Raw genomic sequence first — 17,499 nt, forward strand, 5'->3', positions numbered from 1 at the left:
GCCCGCCAGGTGTGGTCAGGTGGTGGGGGTGGGGGCGGTGTGGAGGCGGATCTGTTTGATGCGGACGGGGGTTTCGGCGTTTTCGCCCATTTCGCGGAAGGCGCCGTCGGGGGCCCAGCCGGCGTCGGTGAAGAAGGCGCGGGTGATGTCGTCCTTGGCGTTGACCCAGTAGGTCACGCGCTCGAAGCGGTCGGCCTGGATCGTGTCGACGATGGCGTGCAACAGGCGCGAGCCGTGGCCCAGCCGGGTGGCGTCGGGGTGGATGCAGAACTCGGCGACGAGCGCGTCCTTGCCCGGATCCGCGTCCGGGTCGTCCGACGGAGTGAGCGCGGCGAAGCCCACGAGGTGCCTGCCGGCCAGGGCTACCAGGACCCGGTTCCGCGCTTCGCCGGGCGAGAGCAGCGACTGCCGCCACTGCGCCGCGAACTGCTCGGGCTCGAGTTGGTCCAGCAGCTCGTTCGGCAGGAGGCCGCGGTAGCTGCGGCGCCAGGCCGCGACCTGGACCTCCGCGATGCCCTCGGCCTCGTTCGGCACGGCCAGCCGCACGCTGGTCTCGGCGACCGGTCCCGCTTGGGCCGGCTGGCCGGTGGCGGAGGCGGGGTTGTGCGGGTGGGAGTGCTCGCTGCTCATGTGCTCATCCTTCCACCGGCCTTCGCCACCCCATCCACCGCCCACACGGCGGCCCGGAAACCGGGCTGATGTCCGCTCAGCTGACGACCGGGGACCGGGCCGGTGTCCGCTCAGCGGGCGGGCTTGTGACACTTCATCGTCGATCTGGACAGGAAGTGTCACAACTGGGCTATGCTGGCGATATGACTGGCGCAATCAGCGAGGTACCGGGTTTTCAGGCCACGCTCGACGCCGACGGGCGGATCGAGCCGCGCGACGCCATGCCGGCGGGCTATCGCAAGACGCTGATCCGGCAGATCGCGCAGCACGCGCACTCGGAGATCATCGGCATGCAGCCGGAGGGCAACTGGATCAGCCGGGCCCCCTCGTTGCGGCGCAAGGCGATCCTGATGGCGAAGGTGCAGGACGAGGCCGGCCACGGGCTGTACCTCTATGCCGCGGCCGAGACGCTCGGCGTGGACCGGGCGGACCTGCTCGACCTGCTGCACACCGGCCGCCAGAAGTACTCCAGCATCTTCAACTACCCGACGCTGACGTGGGCCGATATCGGCGCGATCGGCTGGCTGGTCGACGGCGCCGCGATCGTGAACCAGGTCCCGCTGTGCCGCTGTTCCTATGGGCCGTATGCGCGTGCCATGGTCCGGGTCTGCAAGGAGGAGTCGTTCCACCAGCGCCAGGGCTTCGAGATCCTGTACACGCTGTGCAACGGCACCGAGGCCCAGAAGGCGATGGCGCAGGACGCGCTGGATCGCTGGTGGTGGCCGAGCCTGATGATGTTCGGCCCGCCCGACGCCGACTCGCCCAACACGGCCCAGTCGATGGCGTGGGGCATCAAGCGGCACAGCAACGACGAACTGCGTCAGCGCTTCGTGGACATGACCGTGCCGCAGGCCGACATCCTCGGCCTGCGTATCCCGGATGACGGGTTGCGTAACGAAGGCGATCACTACGTCTTCACCGAGCCGGACTTCACCGAGTTGTACGAGGTGGTCAAGGGCAACGGTCCCTGCAACAAGGAGCGGCTGGCCCATCGCGTGAAGGCGCACGAGGACGGCGCCTGGGTCCGCGAGGCCGCCGCGGCGTACGCCGAGAAGCAGGCCCAGAAGCAGTCGGATAAGAAGAGCGACGAGCAGCAAGGAAGCGCAGCATGATCGAGCCGCTCTGGGAGGTCTTCGTCCGCTCGCGACGCGGGCTGTCCCACGTTCACGTCGGCAGCCTGCACGCGCCCGACGCGCAGATGGCCCTGCGCAATGCCCGCGATGTCTACACCCGCAGGCAGGAGGGTGTCTCGATCTGGGTCGTACCGGCCTCGACCATCACCGCTTCCAGCCCGGACGAGAAGGACGAGTTCTTCGACCCGGCCGGTGACAAGGTCTACCGCCACCCGACCTTCTACGACATTCCCGATGGTGTGGAGCACCTGTGAGTGACCTCTACGCGTACGTGCTGCGCCTCGGCGACGACGCGCTGATCGCGGCGCAGCGCACCGCCGAGTGGATCGCGGCGGCTCCCCAGCTCGAGGAAGACGTTGCCCTCGGCAACATCGGCCTCGACCAGCTCGGGCAGGCCCGCACGCTGCTGGCCTACGCCGGTTCCCTGGTCGGCAAGACCGAGGACGACCTGGCGTACTTCCGCGACGAGCGCGAGTTCACCAACCTGCAGCTGTGCGAACTGCCGAATGGCGATTTCGCCCACGCGATGGCCCGGTTGCTGTACTTCGCGACCTACCAGCACCTGCTGTACGACGTACTGCGCGAGTCGTCCGACGAGACCCTCGCGGGTGTCGCCGGTAAGGCCGTGAAGGAGGTCGCGTACCACGTCGACCACGCCAGCCAGTGGGTCTTGCGCCTCGGCGACGGTACCGACGAGAGCCATCGCCGGATGCAGGCGGCCCTCGACGCGCTCTGGCCGTACACGGCGGAGATGTTCGCCTCGGACGACCTGGTCAAGCGACTGCCCGTGGCAGTGGATCCGGCGACGCTGGAGCAGGAGTGGCTGCGCCGGGTGACCGAGGTCATCGACGCGTCCACCTGCACCCGGCCGGAGTCGTCGTACCAGCACTCCGGCGGTCGCGAAGGCCGTCACACCGAGCACCTCGGCTACCTGCTGGCCGAACTGCAGCACGTCGCGAGGTCTCACCCGGGAGCGTCCTGGTGATGGCCGTCAAGCCGGACGTCAGCGAGATCCGCCGGGTCGTGGGCGAGGTGCCGGACCCGGAGGTGCCGGTGCTGACGATCGAGGACCTCGGCGTACTGCGCGACGTACGGCTGGACGATGACGAGGTCGTGGTGGTGATCACGCCGACGTACTCGGGCTGTCCCGCGATGGACATGATCCGTACCGAGATCGGCCAGGCGCTGGACCGCCTCGAGATCGCGAACCACCGGGTCGAGACCGTGCTGTCCCCGGCCTGGACGACCGACTGGATGAGCGATTCCGGCAAGCAGAAGCTGGTGGAGTACGGCATCGCGCCGCCAACCGGGCGGCAGGCCGTTGGCGGTCCGGTGCTGCTGTCGCTGACGCTGCGCTGCCCGTTGTGCGGTTCGCCGGACACCACCGAGCTGAGCCGGTTCGGCTCGACCTCCTGCAAGTCGCTTTGGCGTTGCAACGCCTGCCGCGAGCCGTTCGACCACTTCAAGGCGATCTGATGACGACCACCACGACGGCACCTCGGCGGCGGGCGACGTTCCACCCGCTCAAGGTCGCGGCGATCGAGCTGATCACGGACGACTCGGTCGCGATCACCTTCGCGGTGCCGCTCGAGCTCGCCGAGGAGTACGCGTTCACCGCCGGGCAGCACCTGACCGTACGGCGACCGGGGGAGGACGTCCGCCGCAGCTACTCGATCTGCTCGCCGGCCGGTTCCGGCGTACTGCGCATCGCGGTCAAGCGGATCCCCGGCGGGGAGTTCTCGTCGTACGCCGCGGAGAGTCTGGCCGTCGGCGACACGGTGGAGGTGATGACGCCGCTCGGGCGGTTCAGCACCCCGCTGGATTCGGCCAACGCCAAGCACTATGCGTTTGTCGCGGCGGGCAGCGGCATCACGCCGGTGCTTTCGCTGGTCTCGACCACCCTCGCGGTCGAGCCGTCGAGCCGCGTCACCCTGCTGTACGGCAACCGCACCGCCACCTCGGTGATGTTCGCGGAGGAACTCGCCGACCTCAAAGACCGGTACGCCGAGCGCTTCCACCTCGTACACGTGCTCTCCCGCGAGTCGACCGAGGTAGAACTGTTCAGTGGCCGCATCGACGCCGAACGCCTTGAGCGCATGCTGAAGACGATCCTGCCGGTCCAGTCGGTCGACGAGTGGTTCCTCTGCGGTCCGTACGCGATGGTCGTCGGCGCGCAGGAGCTACTGCTGAACCAGGGCGTACCCCGTGACCAGATCCACGCCGAGCTCTTCCACGTCGGCGACGAGGCGCCCGTCGCCCGGATCGAGGAGAAGGTCGTCGACGAGGATGCCGCTGAGGTGACGGTCATTCTCGACGGCCGGCGTTCCACCTTCGCTCTGGCCGAGCACGACCGCCCCGTCCTGGACGCCACCTTGGCCGTACGCACCGACGCGCCGTTCGCTTGCAAGGGCGGCGTCTGCGGTACCTGCCGAGCCAAGGTCATCGACGGCGAGGTCCGGATGGACACGAACTGGGCCCTCGAACAAGACGAGATCCGCGCCGGCTACGTCCTGACCTGCCAGTCCCACCCGACCACCCCCAAGGTCACCCTCGACTTCGACGCCTGACCTCGCCGCGCCGTACGACTCCCGGCTTTTCGCGCGACTGCCGGGTTTCGGCACGTCCACTACCGAGTTGTTTGACCACTACCCGGTTGCAACCAGGTAGCCCTACCAAAACCCGGCAGCCGGGCCGGCTCAACGACCAGCCGGTCCGGCTGAACGACCAGTCGGGTCCTCGGGACACGAGCACCCCGCCGATCCCACAGGCGATAGCTGACGCGATCACCACTTTCCCCACCAGATGTGAGCAGTCGATCACCCATTGTGAAAGTCGGAGAAATTTCAAACTTTTTTCTCTGAAGCTGTAACGCCTCTGGGGGCTGTCCCGATAGGACGAGTGAGCCTGGTAGCTGCCCGGACCCCCGAGCGGACAGCTACCAGGCCTACTCATTTCCCGAGGCCGTGGAGCGGTAACCTTCGCCTATGTCCTCTGCAGCAACTTCCGCCCCAGCGAGCCCGCCATTCGGCCGGGTGACGACGGCGATGATCACCCCGTTCCGGCCCGACGGCTCGCTCGATCTCGACGCTGCGCAGAAGGTCGCGAACCACCTGGTCGACCAGGGCAACGACGGCCTGATCATCAGCGGTACCACCGGTGAAGCGCCGACCACCAGCGATGCCGAGAAGGCCGAGTTGCTGCGTGCGGTCGTGGCCGCGGTCGGGGATCGCGCGAAGATCGTGGCCGGCGCCGGATCGAACAACACCGCGCACAGCATCGAATCGGCCCGGGCCGCCGAGGCCGCCGGCGCGGATGGCCTGCTGGTCGTCACGCCGTACTACAACAAGCCGCCGCAGGCCGGGATCAAGGCGCACTTCACCGCGATCGCCGACGCCACCGGCCTGCCCGTGATGGCGTACGACATTCCCGGCCGCGCCGGCGTACCGATCGAGACCGATACGTTGCTGGCCCTCGCGGAGCACCCGCGCATCGTCGCCGTGAAGGACGCGAAGTACGACGTCGCCGCCACCACGAAGGTGCTGGCCAACACCGATCTCTACTACTACTGCGGTGCCGACGAGCTGAACCTGGCCTGGCTGTCGATCGGCGCGATCGGTATCGCCAGCGTGGTCGGCCACGTCGCCGCCGCGCAGTACGCCGAGATGATCGCGGCGGTGGACGCCGGCGACCTGGCGAAGGCGCGCGAGATCGACCGGCGGCTGATCCCCGCCGTGGACGCCATCATGACCCGCACCCAGGGCGCCATCATGGTGAAGGCGGCGCTGAAGCTGCAGGGCGTACTCGAGCACTCCAGCTTGCGCGCGCCGCTGATCGAGGCGACCGACGAGCAGATCAACTGGCTGACCACCGACCTCAAAACGGCAGGACTGATTGCATGAGCCACCCGCATCCCGAACTGAGCGAACCCGGACCGCTGGCGCCGAACGGCCTGCGTGTCATTCCGCTCGGCGGCCTCGGTGAGGTCGGCCGCAACATGACCGTCTTCGAGTTCGACGGCAAGTTGCTGATCGTGGACTGCGGTGTGCTGTTCCCGGACGAGAACCAGCCCGGTGTGGACCTGATCCTGCCGGACTTCCAGCCGATCCGGGATCGTCTCGACGACATCGAGGCCGTTGTGCTCACCCACGGGCACGAGGACCACATCGGCGGTCTGCCGTACCTGCTGCGGGAGCGCGGCGACATCCCGGTGGTCGGCTCGAAGCTGACGCTGGCACTGCTGGAGGGCAAGCTCAAGGAGCACCGCCACCGCAATGTGCCGCAGCAGGTGGTCGTCGAGAACGAGATCGTGCGGTTCGGGCCGTTCGAGTGCGAGTTCGTCGCGGTGAACCACTCGATCCCGGACGCGCTGGCGGTCGCGATCCGCACGCCCGCGGGCATGGTGCTGCACACCGGCGACTTCAAGATGGACCAGTTGCCGCTGGACAACCGGATCACCGATCTGCGCGCCTTCGCCCGGTTGGGGGAGGAGGGTGTCGACCTGTTCATGACCGACTCGACGAACTCCGAGGTGCCGGGTTTCACCACCCATGAGCGCGATATCGCGCCGGTGCTGGACCGGGTCTTCACCACCGCCAAGAACCAGCGCATCATCGTGGCCTGTTTCGCCTCGCACGTGCACCGGGTCCAGCAGGTGCTGGACGCCGCGGTGAAACACCGCCGCAAGGTGGCGTATGTCGGCCGCTCGATGGTTCGCAACATGGGCGTCGCTCGTGACCTCGGATATCTGCATGTCCCGGGCGATACGTTGATCGACATGCGCGACCTGGAGAACTATCCGCCGAACCAGGTTGTACTGGTTTCGACCGGGTCCCAGGGCGAGCCGATGTCCGCGCTGTCGCGGATCGCGGCGAAGGACCATCACGTGGTGGAGATCCAGAAGGGCGACACCATCGTGCTGGCGTCCTCACTGATCCCCGGTAACGAGAACTCGGTCTACCGCGTCATCAACGGCCTCACCCGCCACGGCGCGCACGTCGTACACAAGGGCAACGCGCTTGTGCACGTCTCCGGGCACGCGAGCGCGGGGGAGTTGCTGTACTGCTACAACATCGTCAAGCCGCGCAACGTGATGCCCGTGCACGGTGAGATCCGGCACCTGCATGCGAACGCCGAGCTCGCCCGGCAGACCGGCGTACCGGCGGAGAACGTGGTCGTGGTCGAGGACGGCGTGGTGGTCGACCTGGTCGACGGCACGGCCGTGGTGGCCGGCAAGGTCGACTGCGGTTACGTGTTCGTGGACGGCTCCAGCGTCGGTGACATCACCGAGAGTTCGCTGAAGGACCGCCGCATTCTCGGTGACGAGGGTTTCATCTCGGTCATCGCGGTGATGGACTCCGTGACCGGCAAACTGGCCGCGGGACCGGAGATCCATGCTCGCGGCTTCGCCGAGGACGACGCGATCTTCGATGGCCTCAAGCCGCGGATCGAGGCCGAGATCGAGCGCGCCATCGGTACCGGCGTGGACGACATGTACCAGTTGCAGCAGTTGATTCGGCGGGTTGTCGGCAAGTGGGTCAGTGATACCCACCGCCGCCGTCCGATGATCATCCCGGTTGTCGTAGAGAGCTGAGGGCGCCATGAGCATGGGTGGACCGAACGGGGTGGCGGGGCAACGTCGGCCCACCATGAAAGAGGTCGCGGCCCGGGCCGGCGTGGCCCTCAAGACCGTCTCGCGCGTGGTCAACGAGGAGCCGAACGTCAGCCCGGAGCTGACCGCCAAGGTGCAGGCCGCGATCAAGGAGCTCAACTACACGCCGAACGAGAGCGCCCGGATGCTGCGGCGTGGGCGGACCGGCACGATCGCGGTGGTGATTCGCGATATCGGCGACCCGTTTTTCGCCTCGCTCGGCCGGGCCGTCGAGATGTGGGCCCGGGGCAGTGGTTCGGTGGTGATGATCGGCCTCACCGACGAAGACCCCGAGCGCGAGCGTGACGTCTGCCTGGAATTTGTGGCGCGGCGGCCCGACGCGTTGATCATGGCGCCGATCGGTGAGACCCAGGAGTACCTCGCGCCGCACGTCGACGCCGGTATGGCCGTGGTCACGATCGACCGGCCCGCGCACGGCATCGAGGCCGACGCCGTACTCGCGGACAACGCGGGCGGTATCGACCAGGCGATCGACCACCTGGTCCGGCAGGGCCACCGGCGGATCGCGTACCTCGGTGACGACGAGCGCATCTTCACCGCCCGCGAGCGGGTGGTGGCCTATCGCGCGGCGATGGCCCGGCACCGGATCGACGTCGACGAGGACCTGGTCCACCTGTCCGAGCCGACCACCGAGGGCATCGGCATCACCCTGTCCGCCGTACTCGACCGGCCGGAACCGGCGACGGCCATCCTGAGCGCGAACAACATGACCACGGCCGAGGTTCTGCGCGGTCTGGCCGGGCGTCGCGATCAGGTCGCCCTGGTGTCCTTCGATGACCTGGCTCTCGGCGATCTGCTCAGCCCGGGCCTGACCGCGGTGGCCCAGTCGGCCGACGTGATGGCGCGTACGGCGATCCAGCTGATGACCGAGCGTCTACCCGAACCGCACCGCCCCAGCCGTACCGTTCGTGTCCCGGTCAAACTGACCATCCGCGGCTCCGGCGAGATCCCCCCGCCCGCCTGAAGCGGCTCCGCGCCTGGCTGACCTTCAGACGAGTTGTTCGGAGTCCTGGAGCAGCAGCTTGGCGCGGACCGAGGTGCGGACGCGTTCGGCCTGGCGGTGGGTGACCTGGCAGACCTTCTCGACGCGGTAGCGGCTCAACGTGCCGGACTCGCGTAGTTCGTTGAGCAGCTGCTCGCCGTACTGGTCGAGGACCTCCTGGTCACTGCGAACGCGACGTGTGACGCGCTTGCGCGACCGGGTCACCTGCACCGAGTCGAGAGGACGTTGCGGCCGAGGCCAGACCTGGATCTTGGCGACGGCCGTTTCGCTGGTGCCGTGCACGCAGCGGTAGAGCGCGTCGAGCTGGGCCCGAACCGCCTGAACCATTTCGGGCCGCTCGGCGAACTGCATCCGCACCATCGCCACCCGCAGCTTGCGGCGGAACTTGCGAACGGCCAGGCGTTGTCCGAGGCTGCCGGGACGGCGGGTATGCATCCGGTAGGCCAGCTTGACCAGGTCGCCCACCATCTCGTCGCGAGCCAGTTGCTCGGGGCTTCGGGTGGTCTCCGGAGTGGTCACGGCTTCGATCGTCACAATCACTCAGCGTAGCGAATTCCGCCGTGTGTTTCCGTGCTTCGGCCAGCGTGTCCCGGTGGGCAGTGTTACCAGCGCAAAGGTCGATCGCTGTTCACCCGGTGGTCATGCTGACGGGTCAGGTTTTGGTCATGAACTTGAGTCGCCGCCGGTTGCTGACCGGATCCGCCGCCCTTGGTGCCGCCCTGACCGTTCCTTGCCTCACCGCCGGTGCGGTTGCGAGGACCGCTGCCGTCGTACGACGGGATCTGCCCCGTGTGCCGTTCGGCGTGGCATCAGGTGATGTGACGCCGCACTCGGCGGTGTTGTGGTCGCGCACCGATCGGCGGGCGCGAATGCTGGTGGACCTGACCAGCCACGGGCGGTTCGACCGGGCGATTCGCCTGCGTGGCCCTGTGACCGGGCCGAACGCCGATTTCACCGCCCAGTTGCCATTGCGGGGTCTGCGGGCCGGCCAGCGGTACGACTTCCGGATCGCTTTCGAGGACGAGCGGGGCCGCCGGGGCGAACTTGTCGAGGGCCACTTCCAGACGCCCGGTCCGCGCCGGCCCGTGAGCTTCGTCTGGACCGGGGACACCGCCGGCCAGGGCTGGGGGATCAACCCGGATCGCGGTGGCATGACGGCGTACCGGACGATGCATCGCACCGCGCCCGACTTCTTCCTGCACTCCGGCGACAACATCTACGCCGACGGCCCGATCCAGGCCGAAGTGCCTTTGTCCGACGGCACTGTCTGGCGGAACCTGGTGACCGAAGAGGTCTCGAAGGTGGCCGAAACCCTCAACGAGTACCGCGGCCGCTACCGCTACAACCTGCTGGACGAGAACGTACGGGCGATGAACGCCGAGGTGCCGATCGTCAGCCAGTGGGACGATCACGAGACCACCAACAACTGGTACCCGGGCGAGATCCTCACTGACCCGCGTTACACCGAGAAGCGGGTGGATGTGCTTGCCACCCGGGCGAGGCAGGCGTTCGACGAGTACCTGCCGATCGACCACTCGGCCGGGCGGAACCGCCTTTACCGCAAGGTGAGCTACGGCCCGCTGCTGGACGTGTTCTGCCTCGACATGCGCACGTACCGCGAGAAGAACCCGTCGCCGACTGCAGGCGCTACTCCGATCCTTGGCGCCGAGCAGGCCGAGTGGCTCGTACGCGAGGTCTCGCGATCCCGGGCCACCTGGAAGGTCATCGCGAGCGATATGCCGATCGGACTGCTCGTCCCGGACGGCACGGAGATCGAGGGCGTTGCGAACGGTCTAGGTGGTTCACCCGGTGGGCGCGAGACCGAGATCGCCTGGGTGCTTACGCAGTTCCAGCGCCGGCACGTACGGAACACCGTCTGGCTGACGGCGGATGTGCACTACTGCGCGGCACACCATTACGACCCGGCCCGGGCCGCGTACACGGCGTTCGACCCGTTCTGGGAACTTGTGGCCGGTCCGATCAACGCAGGCACCTTCGGGCCGAACCAGCTCGACCCGACCTTCGGGCCGAAGGTGGAGTTCGTCCGGGCCGCCGAGTACGCGAACCAGCCGCCGAGCGACGGCCGTCAGTTCTTCGGGCACGTGCGGATCGACCCGTACAGCAAGGTGTTCCAGGCCTCACTGCGGGACATGGCCGGCGCCGTGCTCTGGCAGAAGGACCTGCAACCCTCCCGGTGACTAAGTGGTCTGCGCCGTAATTTCTTCGGCGCTCATTGTGCAGACCACTAAGTTAGGACCATGTACCCGGAGAGCCGCCGCGCTGATGTAGTCGAGGACCTACACGGTCACAAGATCGCCGATCCGTACCGCTGGCTGGAGGATCCGGACTCGGACGAGACCCGGGACTGGGTCCGCCGCCAGAACGAGTTTTCCTCGGCAGTGCTGGCGAAACTGCCCGCGCGCGAGTGGTTCCATCAGGCCATGTCGGCCATCGTGAGCCGCCCTCGCGCGGGCGTACCGGCGTACAAGGCGGGCTGGTACTTCGTCAGCCGCAACGACGGCACGAAGGCCCAGGACACCTTGTACGTCGCGGAGTCGCTGGAGGAACTTCTGGCCGGTGGACGGGTCCTGATCGACCCGAACGAGTTGTCGGAGGATGGAACCGATTCACTCAGCAGCTACTCGGTCAGCGACGACGGGCGCTACGTGGTCTACGGAATCAGCGAGAGTGGTAGCGACTGGAACAGGCTGCAGCTGGTCGATCTGACGACTGGTGACGAGTTGGACGACAAGATCACCGAGACGAAGTTCAGCGCGGCCACCTGGCTTCCGGACAGCTCGTCCTACTTGTACCTGTACTACCCGACCACGGGTCTTGCGGAAGGCACGGACACCTCGAAGCTGTCCGGCGCGCAACTGAAGCTGCACCGCGTTGGAACGCCGCAGGCGGACGATGAGCTCGTTCTGGAGTTCCCGGAGAACCCTCAGCTGGTGATGTTTCCGAAGGTCTCGGACGACGATCGGTACGTCGTGGTGCACATCGCCGAAGGAACCGCGCACAGCAACCGGCTGTGGTTCTACCCGATTACGACGGTGAACGGCCGTAGCTCGCTCGGTGAGCCGGTGAAGACGATCGACGAGCCCGTTGCGGAGACGACCTTTGTCCGCATGGCTGGGGGTCGCGCCATTCTCAGCACCGATCTGGACGCGCCGCGCAGGCGGTTGGTGTCGTGCCTGATCACCGACGGCCCGGTGGTATTCGAGCAGGTGGTGCCGGAAGGGGAGAGCCAGTTGCAGTTCGCGCTCGGCGCCGGGGACGGCCTGGTCACCGTGTCACTCGATGACGCTCTGCCGGTGGTGGAATTGCATGCGCTGGACGGTTCGAACAGCCGCCGGATCGACGTAGCGGGCGGGGCGCTGGTCGGCATCAACGCCAAGCCTGGTGTGGACGAGGTCTTCGTCGGCCTGTCGTCGCTCACGGCGCCGGTAGAGGCCTCGGTCGTTAGCGCGACCACTGGCGAGGTGAGGCGGTTGCCCGAGCTGGTGCCGACCACCTCGACCGACTTCGTACCACCCGAGATCACCGTCACGAGGGCGTCGGCGCCGAGCAAGGACGGCACGCCCGTCCCGTACTTCCTGGTGACTCGGGCCGACCTGGACTACGCCGAGCCGCGGCCGACGCTCTTGTACGGCTATGGCGGGTTCAAGGTCCCGCTGGTCCCGGACTACCGCCCGGGCTGGTCCGCCTGGCTTGCCGCAGGTGGTGTGCTCGTCCTGGCCAACCTGCGGGGAGGCGGTGAGTTCGGCAGCGAGTGGTACGACGCGGGCAGGCTCGACCGGAAGCAGAACGTCTTCGACGACTTCATCGGTGTAGCCGAGGAGCTGCAGCGCACAGGTGTCACCACCGCCGCCCAGTTGGCGATTCATGGTCGCAGCAACGGTGGCCTGCTCGTGGGCGCGGTGATGACGCAGCGGCCCGAGTTGTTCGCGGCGGCCCTGCCGTGCGTGGGGGTGATGGACCTGCTGCGCTTCCACAAATTCACGATCGGAGCGGCCTGGGCATCCGACTACGGCCGGCCCGACGACGAGGCGGATTTCCGTACGGCGCTGGCCTACTCGCCGCTGCACAATCTTGAGCCCGGTACGTCGTACCCACCGACGCTGGTGATGACAGCGGACCACGATGATCGCGTGGTGCCGCTGCACAGCCACAAGTTCACCGCGGCGCTACAGCACGCCCAAGCCGGCGACAACCCGGTGATCGCGCGCATCGAGGTCGACGCCGGACATGGCATGGGCAAACCGCTGGCGATGGTTGCTTCCGAGTGGGCAGACCTCTTGGCCTTCGCGGCTGGTTATACGGGTCTGCGGCCGACGGAGGCCTAACGCGGTTCCCGCGCGGTCTTCCCCGCGCGCACGATTGAGGTCGAGTCTGCGGCGAAGGCGGTAGCGGGACTTACCAGATCTGCGGGGCGGTGAGATCGCGCGGGTCGGTGACGGGCTGACAGCCTTCCGCCGACTCCAGGTACGCCGACTTCGGGCCCTTCGTGGCAAGGGTGCGAATCGCCTCGATAAGGCGCTCGACGTGCTCGCGGGTGACACCGAGGCCGAGGCTGGCGCGAACGGCCGTGGAACTTGTCGGATCACCTGCGAGCAGGTGGCCCGTCAGGAGATGGGCGCAGAACTTGCCGTCCCGTACGCCGATCCCGTACTCCGCGGAGAGCGCTGCCGACACCAGAGTGGACGTCAGGCCTTCGATCGTGAAGGTGACCGTTCCGACGCGGTCGGCGTCGTGCCCGAACAGCGAGTAGGTCTTGACGCCTGGGATGTTGGCAAGGCCGTCGCGCAACCGGCCGAGCAAGAACTGCTCGTGCTGCTCGATCGCGTCGCGGTGCTTCGAGATCGCCGCACACGCTGCAGCGAGCGCGATCGCGCCGATGACGTTGGGCGAGCCACCCTCGTGGCGGGACGGCCCTTCGTTCCAAACGGTCGTGTCGCCCGTAACGGCCGAGGTGGCGCCGCCACCCGCCAGGTACGGGTTGGCCGCGTTGAGCCAGTCGGCCCGGCCGACGAGGGCGCCAGCGCCGTACGGGGCGTAGAGCTTGTGACCGGACAGTGCGACCCAATCGACCTCAAGCGCGGCAATGTCCACTACGCGGTGCGGAGCCAGCTGCGCCGCGTCGAGGCAGATCCGCGCGCCATGGGCCTTCGCGACGGCGGCGATCTCGGCTACCGGGAAGATCTCGCCGGTCACGTTCGAGGCGCCTGTGACGACTACAAGCCGGGGACCCTCCGGCGCCTCGCGAAGGGCGTTGGCGACGGCGCTGACCGCGGAAGCGGGGGAGTCCGGCGCGGCCAGTCGGACCGTACGCTCGGCCGGCCAGGGCAGCAGCGCCGCGTGGTGCTCGGTCTCGAACACGATCACCGTGGCGTTGCTCGGCAGGCATCGCGCCAGCAGGTTCAGGGCGTCGGTGGTCTGCCGCGTGAACACCACCTGGTCGTCGGACCGGGCGCCGACAAACGCATGTACCTCGGCGCGGGCGCGCTCGTACCACTGGGTGGTGATGCGCGAGGCGTAGCCGTTGCCGCGATGCACCGACGCGTACGACGGCAGGGCTGCCTCGACCGCGGCTCGCACCGACTCCAGACAGGGGGCACTCGCGCCATGGTCGAAGTTCGCGTAATCCGTGACGCGGCCGTCGGCCAGCGGCACGAGCAGATCCGTCGCGACCGTGGCGGGAATGCCGCCGGTGAAGCGGCGGGTGACGGCCGGACGGGCCGCAGCGGTCTGCGACGGTTCGAGGATGGAGAGGATGGACATGGAGACCTCCCGGTGGTCCGCGCTTGCCGACCGGGGTGTCCGGACGGCCTGGTCCTCACCCGGGGCACCCCACCGCGGAGGAGGGTTGCCGGCCAGCGAGCCGGGGCTTGACGCTGGCGCTCATGACCTGCCGAAGACGGTAACGAATCGCCCCGGGATCGCGCCAGTGACAATCTCACTAGTTGGGATTTACCTCCGTATCGTGAGACGTCACGCGTGCGGGCGAATCTCGCTGGCGCCGGCTCGACGTGGCGGAGAGGATGCGCGGATGACCTGGACAGCGCCCGAAATCACCCGGCCGGAAGGCTCCCTCGTCGCGGGGGAGCGCGAGCTGATGGCGGGTTATCTCGACTTCTACCGCACGACGTTGCTCTACAAATGCGCCGGGCTGACGGCCGAACAGCTGGCCGAGCGACCCGCGTCGCCGTCGACGTTGTCGCTGCTGGGCCTGATCCGGCACCTCGCGAAGGTGGAGCGAATCTGGTTCCGCCGCAACTTCGCCGCCGGGCGATTCGAGCCGGCCGAGCCGCTGTTCGACCCGGAACTCGGCAAGGATGCGGACTTCGAACTGCTCGACGCGTCCCGCGCCCAAGCCGAGTACGAGCAGTTGATCGAAGAATGGCGGCTGTCGGACGAGGCCGCGGCGGGATATGACCTGGACGAGCGCTTCGACCTGAAGGGGGAGGAGGCGTCGCTGCGGATGATCTACCTGCACATGATCGGGGAGTACGCCCGCCACTGCGGCCACGCCGACATGGTCCGCGAGCGCCTCGACGGCGTCACCGGGGCTTAATGCATTCAGGGTCTAGGCAGGTGTGACGACGACCTTGCCGGGGAGCTTGCCCGCGTCGCTCAGCTGGTGCACCCTGGCGAGTTCGGCCAGCGGGTAGCGCGCGCTGACGTCGATCCGTAGCTCGCCCGCGTCGACCTTCGCGACCAGCCCGGCGAGCTGACCGACGTCGCTGCGAACGAACATGGTCACCGCGCGAACGTCGCCCTCGACGCTCTCCAGCCCGGGCGGAACCGTCGTGACGAAAACGCCGCCAGGACGCACGCGATCCAGGAGTTCGTGTAGCTGCGGTTGGTCGAGCCGTGCCAGATTGAGAACGGCGTCGACCGGTTCGGTGATCGCGGCCGGTACCGACGCCGAGGTGTAGTCGAGGACCTCGTCGGCACCATGGGCGCGGGCCTTCTCGAGGCCGCGCGGGCCTGCCGTCGCGATGACGACCGCGCCCGCCTGTTTGGCCAGCTGTACGGCGAAGCCGCCGACTGCTCCACTCGCGCCGTTGATGAGGATCCGTTGTCCCGCCTGCAGTCCCGCGTGCTCGAACAGCGCCTGCCATGCGGTCAATCCGGTAGACGGCAGGGCCGCGGCGTCCGCGAGATCGACCTTGCCCGGCGCGGCGGTCAACGCCTCGACTTGGGCTAGCGCGAACTCGGCGGCGGCGCCGCTCGCGGTCATCGGGAGGAACCCGATGACCGGATCGCCGACCCGGTATCCCACGACGCCCGGGCCGAGCTCCGCGATCGTGCCCGCCACGTCGTGACCGGGGATGTGCGGGAACTCCAGCGGGAACACCTGCCGCAGGTAACCGCCGCGAATGCCCGCATCGACCGGGTTGAACGCCATCCCGGCGACCTGGATCAGCACCTGGCCCGGTCCAGGCGTCGGCCGGTCGGCCTCTTCGTATCGCAGGACCTCGCTGTCGCCGTACTGGTGGTAGCGCACTGCCTTCATGATGCGGTCTCCTTGCTTGGCGGAAGTTGCTTCGAATTCGAAGCACATGAACGACGGTAGCACGCTTTGAATTCGAAGCAAGTAGGGTGCTGGTCATGACGCGCAAAGGCGGACCGCTGGATCCGGCTCAGCTGGCCGGGTACTTCGCCCTGATGGAGGTCAGCAGCCTGTTGCAGCACGCCGTCGAGCAGCACTTGCGCGTGGACGGCGGGCTGAGCTGGGTGCAGTTCCAGATCCTGGCAAGGCTGAACGACGCACCCGGCGGGCAGCAGCGGATGACCGATCTGGCGGATGGTGTTGTGTACAGCCGCAGTGGTCTCACGTATCAGGCGGGCGTGCTGGAGAAAGCCGGGTTGGTCAGCCGGAGTCCTTCCACGGATGACGAGCGCAGTACCACCGTGACCATCACCGAAGAGGGCCGGGCGCTGCTGCTCCGGGTCCTGCCTGGGCATATCGATGTGGTGCGCGAGCTGTTCCTGGACCACTTGTCGGCCGACGATCTCGCCGTACTCACCGAGGTGCTGGGTCGCGTCCGCGACGGCATGCGCGCGGCGCCGCCACGATCCGCGGCGCCGCGTTCATCCCGTACAGCGCGGGCCTCCGGCTAGGCCGCGGGTTCAGCCGGGGCCGGGGACGCCGGGGAGTTGCGCCAGGCGGCGGAACTCGCGGGGTGAGACGAAGTGGGTCTCGGCGAAGACCTTCGCGAAGTACGACTGGCTGGCGAATCCGCAACGTTCGGCGATCGCCGCGACCGGGGCGGAGGTGGTCCGGAGCAGGGCCGCCGCGTGCTCCATCCGGAGAGCTGCGACGAACTTCACCGGCGTTGTCTGGTAGTGCGACCGCATCGACCGGGACAGGTGCGCCGGGCTGACGTTGGCCAGCTCCAGCATTCTCGGTACGCCGCCGCGCAGGTTGGCCTCGCTGCGCATCGCGGCGCAGGTACTGACGAGCCAGGCAGGCCGGGTGGTGTCGTCACCACCTCGTTCAGGCACACCTGATTGCGCCAGCAGGGGGAGGAGGTCGATCCAGAACCGCAGCAGGTCGTACGTCGTCGGCAGCTCGTCGAACCGCTCCACCAAAGTCTCGAACAACCCAAGGGCCTGTTCCTCGCGGCCGACCAGGGCACGCCACATGACCGGTTCCGGCGCTGCTTCCCAGGAGCCCGTCGGGTCCGTCCGGGTCAGGTCGAGAAAGCCGTGCCAAACCGAACTCGGGAACGACACATTGACGAACTCGAGGCCTTCCGAACCCGCCCCGGTGTGGCTGTGGCTGTCCCGGGACCGGACCAGGACGATGTCGCCGCGTTCCAGTGGAACGGCCTTGCCAGCGCCGAGAAGGTGCTTGCCGCGGCCGCCGGTGACACCCATCAGTTCGTGGAAATTCGCGTGCGTGTGGGGCACGGAATCCCTTGCGTGTGGGCCGTACCAGTTTCGAGCTGCGTGGAAAGGCCGCCCGAACGATGTCAATTCGTAACGCAGGGCGATGGTCACATCAAGAATTTACAAGT

The 17,499-nt window shown here is 67.7% G+C and carries 17 protein-coding genes and 1 riboswitch; of the genes, 12 read left to right on the plus strand and 5 right to left on the minus strand.

Going from position 1 to position 17,499, the window contains the following annotated elements:
* Positions 1-15 precede the first annotated feature (15 nt).
* On the minus strand, positions 16-630 hold the full coding sequence (locus ACFFGN_RS13490; protein ID WP_380047138.1) for a GNAT family N-acetyltransferase: 615 nt from the start codon (positions 628-630) through the stop codon (positions 16-18).
* A gap of 182 nt (positions 631-812) precedes the next feature.
* Between ACFFGN_RS13490 and paaA the strand changes: the two genes are divergently transcribed.
* The 8 genes from paaA (at position 813) to ACFFGN_RS13530 (ending at position 8,434) form a co-directional block, all read left to right on the plus strand.
* Positions 813-1,781 carry a 1,2-phenylacetyl-CoA epoxidase subunit PaaA gene (gene paaA, locus ACFFGN_RS13495; protein WP_380047140.1) on the plus strand — a complete coding sequence of 323 codons (969 nt, stop codon included), beginning with the start codon at positions 813-815 and terminating at the stop codon, positions 1,779-1,781.
* The gene (gene paaB / locus ACFFGN_RS13500; RefSeq protein WP_380047142.1) at positions 1,778-2,056 is read left to right on the plus strand and encodes a 1,2-phenylacetyl-CoA epoxidase subunit PaaB; all 279 of its coding nucleotides are present in this window, start codon (positions 1,778-1,780) and stop codon (positions 2,054-2,056) included. Before paaA ends, paaB begins: the two co-directional genes overlap by 4 nt.
* Positions 2,053-2,787: a 1,2-phenylacetyl-CoA epoxidase subunit PaaC gene (gene paaC, locus ACFFGN_RS13505; protein ID WP_380047145.1), complete on the plus strand. Its 735-nt coding sequence runs from the start codon at positions 2,053-2,055 to the stop codon at positions 2,785-2,787. The genes paaB and paaC overlap by 4 nt, the downstream gene beginning before the upstream one ends.
* Entirely contained in the window at positions 2,787-3,278 is a 492-nt protein-coding gene (paaD, locus tag ACFFGN_RS13510) for a 1,2-phenylacetyl-CoA epoxidase subunit PaaD (RefSeq protein ID WP_380047147.1), read from the plus strand. The genes paaC and paaD overlap by 1 nt, the downstream gene beginning before the upstream one ends.
* Entirely contained in the window at positions 3,278-4,369 is a 1,092-nt protein-coding gene (gene paaE, locus ACFFGN_RS13515; RefSeq protein ID WP_380047149.1) for a 1,2-phenylacetyl-CoA epoxidase subunit PaaE, read from the plus strand. The genes paaD and paaE overlap by 1 nt, the downstream gene beginning before the upstream one ends.
* A 417-nt stretch (positions 4,370-4,786) precedes the next feature.
* Positions 4,787-5,701: a 4-hydroxy-tetrahydrodipicolinate synthase gene (gene dapA, locus ACFFGN_RS13520; RefSeq protein WP_380047151.1), complete on the plus strand. Its 915-nt coding sequence runs from the start codon at positions 4,787-4,789 to the stop codon at positions 5,699-5,701.
* On the plus strand, positions 5,698-7,392 hold the full coding sequence (locus ACFFGN_RS13525) for a ribonuclease J (protein WP_380047153.1): 1,695 nt from the start codon (positions 5,698-5,700) through the stop codon (positions 7,390-7,392). Before dapA ends, ACFFGN_RS13525 begins: the two co-directional genes overlap by 4 nt.
* A gap of 55 nt (positions 7,393-7,447) precedes the next feature.
* A complete protein-coding gene (locus ACFFGN_RS13530; RefSeq protein ID WP_380047155.1) occupies positions 7,448-8,434 on the plus strand; it encodes a LacI family DNA-binding transcriptional regulator in 987 nt (328 codons plus the stop codon).
* Between the two features lie 24 nt (positions 8,435-8,458).
* Here the strand turns inward: ACFFGN_RS13530 and ACFFGN_RS13535 are convergent, their stop codons facing one another.
* The gene (locus ACFFGN_RS13535) at positions 8,459-9,007 is read right to left on the minus strand and encodes a hypothetical protein (RefSeq protein WP_380047157.1); all 549 of its coding nucleotides are present in this window, start codon (positions 9,005-9,007) and stop codon (positions 8,459-8,461) included.
* A gap of 131 nt (positions 9,008-9,138) precedes the next feature.
* On the opposite strand from ACFFGN_RS13535, the gene ACFFGN_RS13540 reads away from it, so the two are divergent.
* On the plus strand, positions 9,139-10,671 hold the full coding sequence (locus ACFFGN_RS13540; RefSeq protein ID WP_380047159.1) for an alkaline phosphatase D family protein: 1,533 nt from the start codon (positions 9,139-9,141) through the stop codon (positions 10,669-10,671).
* A 60-nt stretch (positions 10,672-10,731) separates the two neighbouring features.
* On the plus strand, positions 10,732-12,819 hold the full coding sequence (locus ACFFGN_RS13545; protein WP_380047161.1) for a prolyl oligopeptidase family serine peptidase: 2,088 nt from the start codon (positions 10,732-10,734) through the stop codon (positions 12,817-12,819).
* Positions 12,820-12,889: 70 nt separating this feature from the next.
* Here ACFFGN_RS13545 and ACFFGN_RS13550 read toward each other — a convergent pair whose 3' ends face one another.
* The gene (locus ACFFGN_RS13550) at positions 12,890-14,254 is read right to left on the minus strand and encodes an aminotransferase class V-fold PLP-dependent enzyme (RefSeq protein ID WP_380047163.1); all 1,365 of its coding nucleotides are present in this window, start codon (positions 14,252-14,254) and stop codon (positions 12,890-12,892) included.
* Between the two features lie 14 nt (positions 14,255-14,268).
* Positions 14,269-14,382: riboswitch (SAM riboswitch) on the minus strand.
* Between the two features lie 140 nt (positions 14,383-14,522).
* Here ACFFGN_RS13550 and ACFFGN_RS13555 point away from each other — a divergent pair.
* Positions 14,523-15,047: a DinB family protein gene (locus ACFFGN_RS13555; protein WP_380047165.1), complete on the plus strand. Its 525-nt coding sequence runs from the start codon at positions 14,523-14,525 to the stop codon at positions 15,045-15,047.
* Positions 15,048-15,059: 12 nt separating this feature from the next.
* Here ACFFGN_RS13555 and ACFFGN_RS13560 read toward each other — a convergent pair whose 3' ends face one another.
* Positions 15,060-15,992 (minus strand): NADP-dependent oxidoreductase, encoded by a 933-nt coding sequence (locus ACFFGN_RS13560; protein ID WP_380047167.1) that lies wholly within the window; start codon positions 15,990-15,992, stop codon positions 15,060-15,062.
* A 95-nt stretch (positions 15,993-16,087) separates the two neighbouring features.
* Here ACFFGN_RS13560 and ACFFGN_RS13565 point away from each other — a divergent pair, with 95 nt between their 5' ends.
* Positions 16,088-16,600, plus strand: coding sequence for a MarR family winged helix-turn-helix transcriptional regulator (locus tag ACFFGN_RS13565; protein WP_380047169.1), 513 nt, complete (start codon positions 16,088-16,090; stop codon positions 16,598-16,600).
* Positions 16,601-16,609: 9 nt separating this feature from the next.
* Here the strand turns inward: ACFFGN_RS13565 and ACFFGN_RS13570 are convergent, their stop codons facing one another.
* Positions 16,610-17,392, minus strand: a complete 783-nt coding sequence (locus tag ACFFGN_RS13570) for an AraC family transcriptional regulator (protein WP_380047171.1) — start codon at positions 17,390-17,392, stop codon at positions 16,610-16,612.
* Positions 17,393-17,499: the final 107 nt, after the last annotated feature.

Origin of the sequence: Kribbella deserti (assembly GCF_042434725.1) — a bacterium.
In the GTDB taxonomy this organism is placed as follows: Bacteria; Actinomycetota; Actinomycetes; order Propionibacteriales; family Kribbellaceae; genus Kribbella; species Kribbella deserti.